The sequence below is a fragment of the Kitasatospora indigofera genome (assembly GCF_014655955.1).
Lineage (GTDB): Bacteria > Actinomycetota > Actinomycetes > Streptomycetales > Streptomycetaceae > Kitasatospora > Kitasatospora indigofera.
This window is the reverse complement of record NZ_BNBO01000115.1, coordinates 1-4,930: the sequence shown is the minus strand read 5'-3', so window position 1 is coordinate 4,930 and position 4,930 is coordinate 1. Positions and strand designations below refer to the sequence as shown.

At 67.5% G+C, this 4,930-nt stretch carries 4 protein-coding genes and 1 pseudogene; all 5 read right to left on the bottom strand.

Annotated elements, in window-relative coordinates; translation table 11 throughout:
- Nucleotides 1-214 (bottom strand): ATP-binding cassette domain-containing protein (locus IE329_RS39580; protein ID WP_190215913.1); only part of this gene is annotated, 214 nt, incomplete at its 3' end.
- 96 nt (nt 215-310) lie between these two features.
- A complete protein-coding gene (locus tag IE329_RS39575; protein ID WP_190215912.1) occupies nt 311-1,402 on the bottom strand; it encodes an ABC transporter permease in 1,092 nt (363 codons plus the stop codon).
- A complete protein-coding gene (locus IE329_RS39570) occupies nt 1,395-2,339 on the bottom strand; it encodes an ABC transporter permease (RefSeq protein ID WP_073926278.1) in 945 nt (314 codons plus the stop codon). The genes IE329_RS39575 and IE329_RS39570 overlap by 8 nt, the downstream gene beginning before the upstream one ends.
- Before the next feature lie 92 nt (nt 2,340-2,431).
- Nucleotides 2,432-4,078, bottom strand: a complete 1,647-nt coding sequence (locus IE329_RS39565) for a peptide ABC transporter substrate-binding protein (protein WP_190215911.1) — start codon at nt 4,076-4,078, stop codon at nt 2,432-2,434.
- Between the two features lie 431 nt (nt 4,079-4,509).
- Nucleotides 4,510-4,930: pseudogene (locus IE329_RS41350) on the bottom strand (hypothetical protein); the annotation flags it as partial.

Sequence of the window (4,930 nt, the reverse complement as noted above, 5' to 3'; positions counted from 1 at the left end):
TGTCCAGGATGCCCATGATCGCCTGCGCGGTCACCGACTTGCCCGAACCGGACTCGCCGAGGACGGCCAGCGTCTCCCCGGCCGAGACCGAGTAGCTGACGCCGTTCACGGCCTTGGCGATGCCGTCCCGGGTGTGGAACTCGATGTGCAGGTCGTCGACCTCCAGCAACGGGGTGCCCGGCACCAGGTTCTCCCGTCCGCCGGTCACCTCCATCAGGCCGGCCTCGGGGGTGCTGCTGTTCTTCGACAGCGTCGACAGCCTGGACGGCTTCGAATCGTTCGGCACTGCGGTCATAGCCCGCGGCCCTCCTCAGCGCAGCTTCGGGTCGAGGGCGTCGCGCACCGCGTCGCCGAGCATGATGAACGCCAGCACGGTGATGCTCAGCACCACGGCCGGGAAGAGCAGCACGTGCGGCGCGCTCAGGAAGCGGGCCTGCGCGTCACTGATCATCAGGCCCCAGGAGATCGCCGGGGACTGGATCCCGATGCCCAGGTACGACAGCGCGGCCTCCGCCCCGATGTACACACCGAGGTTGATGGTGGAGACCACGATGACGGGCGCCACCGCGTTGGGCAGGATGTGCCGCCCGAGGATGCGCGAGGTGCCGGCGCCGAGGGCCTTGGCCGCGACGACGTAGTCGTTGTGCTTGTTGGACAGCACCGCCGAGCGCATCAGCCGGTAGATCTGCGGCCAGCCGAGCACCGCCATCACCATCGAGACCGTGAAGGCGTTCCCCTTCTGGAAGTTCGCCATGATCAGCATGCCGCCGAGCAGCAGCGGGATGGCGAAGAAGATCTCGGTGACCCGGGACAGCAGGCTGTCCCAGAACCCGCCGACCCAGCCCGCCAGCAGCCCCAGCGCGCCGCCCACCAGGACGACCAACGTCGTGGTGAGCATGCCGACGACGATCGAGTTGCGGGCGCCCCAGACCGTCCGGGTGTAGACGTCGCAGCCCTGGACGTCGAAGCCGAACCAGTGGTCCGCACTGGGCCGCTTCAGCGAGTCGGCCAGCTGGCAGAAGCCGGCCGACTGCGGGTCCTTGCCGGTGAACAGCTGCGGGGCGATCGCGAGCGCCACCATGAACGCCACCAGCAGGGCGCCGATCAGGAACAGCGGGTTGCGGCGCAGGTCGTACCAGGCGTCCGTCCAGAGGCTGGCGACGCGCTCGGTGTCGGCCTTGCCGGGCTTCCCCGGCTTCCCCGTGGTCTCGGCCGGGGCCTCGGCGGGGGCCTGCGCGGGGGCCTCGGCGGGCGCCTTGGTCAAGGTCGCCGCCGGAGCCTCGCCCGGCTCCTGGCCGGCGGCCGCGGAGGGTTCCCCGACGGCCTGCCCCGGGAGGCTCACCGGGCCGGCCGGCTCCGCGGCGGGGACGACCAGGTCGTCGCTCTTCGTCGGCTCACTCATAGCGAATCCTCGGGTCCAGTACGGCGTACAGCAGGTCGACCACCAGGTTGGCGAACAGGTAGACCAGCACCAGGGCGCTCACGATGCCGACCACGATGGTCCGCTCCCGCAGGTAGACGGACTGGAAGAGCTGGTGGCCGACGCCGGGGATGTTGAAGATGCCCTCGGTGATCACCGCACCGCCCATCAGCCCGCCGAGGTCCATGCCCAGGAAGGTGACGATCGGGATCAGCGCGTTGCGCAGCCCGTGCCGGACCACCACCCGGAACGGGCTGAGCCCCTTGGCGACCGCCGTACGGACGTAGTCGGCCCGCATGACCTCGATCAGGCTGGCCCGGGTGAGCCGGGCGACGTACGCCAGTGAGGTCGACGCCAGCACGTAGGCCGGCATCAGGTAGGACCGGAACCCGGCCTCCTCGTTGAACGACACCGGGAAGAAGTCGAAGCCGTAGTCGGTCTTGAGCTTGACCCCCAGCACCAGTTGCAGCACGAAGCCGATCACGAAGACCGGGATCGAGATGACCATCAGGGTGGAGATCATGACCACGTTGTCGATGAAGCGGCCGCGCTTCAGGGCGGCGGCCACGCCGGCCGTGACGCCCACCGCCATCTCGATGCCCAGCGCGGTCAGCGCGAGGTTGATGGTGTAGGGGAAGGCCGCGGACATCACGTCCACCACCGCGTTGCCCCGGTAGTCCTCGCCGAAGTCGCCGGTGAAGAGGTGCGACAGGTAGTACCAGTACTGCACGAAGAACGGGTCGTTCAGGTGGTAGCGCTCCTGGAGCACCGCCACGACCGTCGGATCGGCGCGTTTCTCACCGGCCAGTGCCGTAATGGGATCGCCAGGCAGCAGGAAGACCAGTGCGTAGATCAGGAACGTCGCGCCGAGAATCACAGGTATGGCCTGGATGATCCGGCGGACCACATAGCGGCCCACGGGGCCTCCTCGTGGCTAGGGGCACGGCCGCGAAGGGTGGCGCGGGGGTCACCCGCGCCACCCGTCGGGGCGTGCCGTCAGCTGGATGTCGGTCAGGCCAGTTCGACGTTGGCCAGGTCCATCTGCCCCTGGGCGTTGACCTTCACGTTCTTGACCGTCTTGGTGTACGCCGCGGACGACATGTACGTGTAGATCGGGATGTACGGGACGTCCTTGATCAGGACGTCGTCGGCCTGCTGGTACAGCTTCAGGCTCTCCTCGTCCGTCTTCGCACTGTCCGCCTTGGCCAGCAGCGCCTCGAACTCCTCGTTGACGTAACCGCCGTAGTTGGAGCCGTTGTCGATCGCGATCTTGGAGAAGATCGGCCGCAGGTAGTTCTCCGCCGACGGGTAGTCCATCGACCAGGCCATGCGGAAGGCGCCGCTGTACTGCTTGTCGCCCAGCGCGGTGAGGATCGCGCCGAACTTCTCGAACGGCTTGTAGGTGACCTCGACGCCGAGGTTGGCCTTCAGCTGGTTGCCGACCGCCTCGATCCACTCCTTGTGGCCGCCGTCGGCGTTGTAGCCGATCTCCATCGTGTTGCCGGGCAGGCCGCCGGCCTGCGTGAAGAGCGCCTTGGCCTTCGCCGGGTCGTACTTGGCGACGTCGCCGAGGGCGCCCTTGCGGTACCCCGGGATGATCGGGCTGATGAAGTCGTCGGCCGGCTTGCGGGTGCCGCTGAAGATGGTCTTGGTGATCGACTCGCGGTCGATGGCCATCGAGATCGCCTTGCGGACGTCCGCGTTGGCGAACGCCGGGTTGGTGGCGATCGGGAAGCCGATGTAGCCGACCCCGGACTCCGGCTTGTAGATGTACCGGTCGCCGAACTCGCTCGCCACGGTGGCCATCGCGGAGACCGGGAGCTTGTCGGTGATCTGGATGGTGTCGGCGCGGAGGTCGTTGTACGCCGTCTCCAGCTTCTCGTAGATCTTGAAGGTGACGGAGTCCAGCTTCGCCTTGCCCTCGGCGGCCGGGAAGTTCTCGTACCGCTTCACCTTGATCTGCTTGTTGTGCTCCCACTTCCCGTCGATCTGGAAGGGGCCGTTGCCGATCGGGGCGTCGTCGAAGGCCTTCGGGTCGGTGAAGAAGGCGGCCGGCAGCGGGAAGAAGGCGTTGTAGCCCAGCATCGTCTTGAACTGGGAGAACGGCGCCTTCAGGGTCACCGTGAAGGTCTTGTCGTCGACCACCTTCAGGCCCTTGAGCTCCTTGGTGGCGGGCGTCTTGCCCTTGCCCGGGGCCAGCTCGTCGGAACCGAGGATCTTGTCGAAGAAGGGCAGCGCCTCCTGGGCGTTGTCCTGGTTCGCCCCGTAATTCCAAGCGTCCACGAAGGATTTCGCGGTAACCTTCTCACCGTTGTGGAAGGTGTAGCCGTCCTTCAGCTTGATCGTCCAGGTCGTGGCATCCGGCGATTCGATCGACTCGGCGACGCGGAGCTTCGGCACACTGGTGTCGTTGTCGTACTCGACCAGGCCGGAGAACAGCGCGTTGAGCACCTCGGAGCCCTCGGACTCGGCAGTGTTCTGCGGGACCAGCCCGTGCTGGGGCTCACCCAGTTCGACGCTGATGGAGCCGCCCTTCTTGCCCGACCCACCACTCGCCTGATCCGTCGCAGACTTGCCACCACTGGTGCTGCAGGCGGAGATCGCAAGCGCGGTGCACGCCGCCAGGGCGGTCCAGCGCATGGTCTTGGTGAGCCTCATTCAACTGCTCCTCGATTTAGGGGCTTACGAACGAAACAGCACCCACGCCACTCGGTGTGCCGGGCATGGGGGATCAACGTCAGCGTCGAACCACCGAGTTGATGGTGTGACCACTGACACGCGCAGAGCAACTATCGATCACCCGGCCCCCCTGGCGGAATCGCCCTTACATCTCTTTTCAGTTACATGCTCAGACCAAGTCGTGACAATGCTCGCCAAATTCCGCCATATCACACGCGGAACAATTTCTTCCGCCTTCCGAATAACGGACGACGGACACCGGAATTCGGCACATTACGCGGCGTAATATCCAAAAGCCCCTCGGAGTCCGGACCAGCATTCGGGAGTTCTCCCAGCACAGGCCGCAGGGCGCGCCCTCCGAGGAGGACGCGCCCTGTGTTCACCGCTCGGAAGAACTCAGTCCGGTGGTGTCAAACCGGTTTCCCGTCGCCCGGGCCGGAGCCGGCCTCCGGGCCGCTCCCGGCATCCGGGGTGCCGGGAGCCCCAGGAGCCCCCGGAGCGCCCGGGGAGGAGCCCCCCGGAGCCGAGCCGTCGCCCCCCTGCCCGGGAGCCGGTGGACGGCCCGCCTGCCCCTCGACGGCACCCTGCCGGGCCTCGCGCTCCGCCGCACTCCGCCCGACCTCGCGCTCCGCCGCACTCCGCTCGACCTCGCGCTCCGCCGCACTCCGCTCGACCTCGCGCTCCGCCGCGAAGTGACAAGCCGACTCGTGCTTGGCGAGCCCTCCGAGCCAGGACGGCGCGGCCAGCAGCGGGACTTCGGTCGCGCAGCGCTCCTGGGCCTTCCAGCAGCGGGTGCGGAAGCGGCAGCCCGACGGCGGGTTGGCCGGCGAG

Bases quoted from the DNA above. Each gene is read 5' to 3' on its own strand.
- IE329_RS39575 (WP_190215912.1), bottom strand. From the start codon at position 1,402: ATGAGTGAGCCGACGAAGAGCGACGACCTGGTCGTCCCCGCCGCGGAG.
- IE329_RS39565 (WP_190215911.1), bottom strand. From the start codon at position 4,078: ATGAGGCTCACCAAGACCATGCGCTGGACCGCCCTGGCGGCGTGCACC.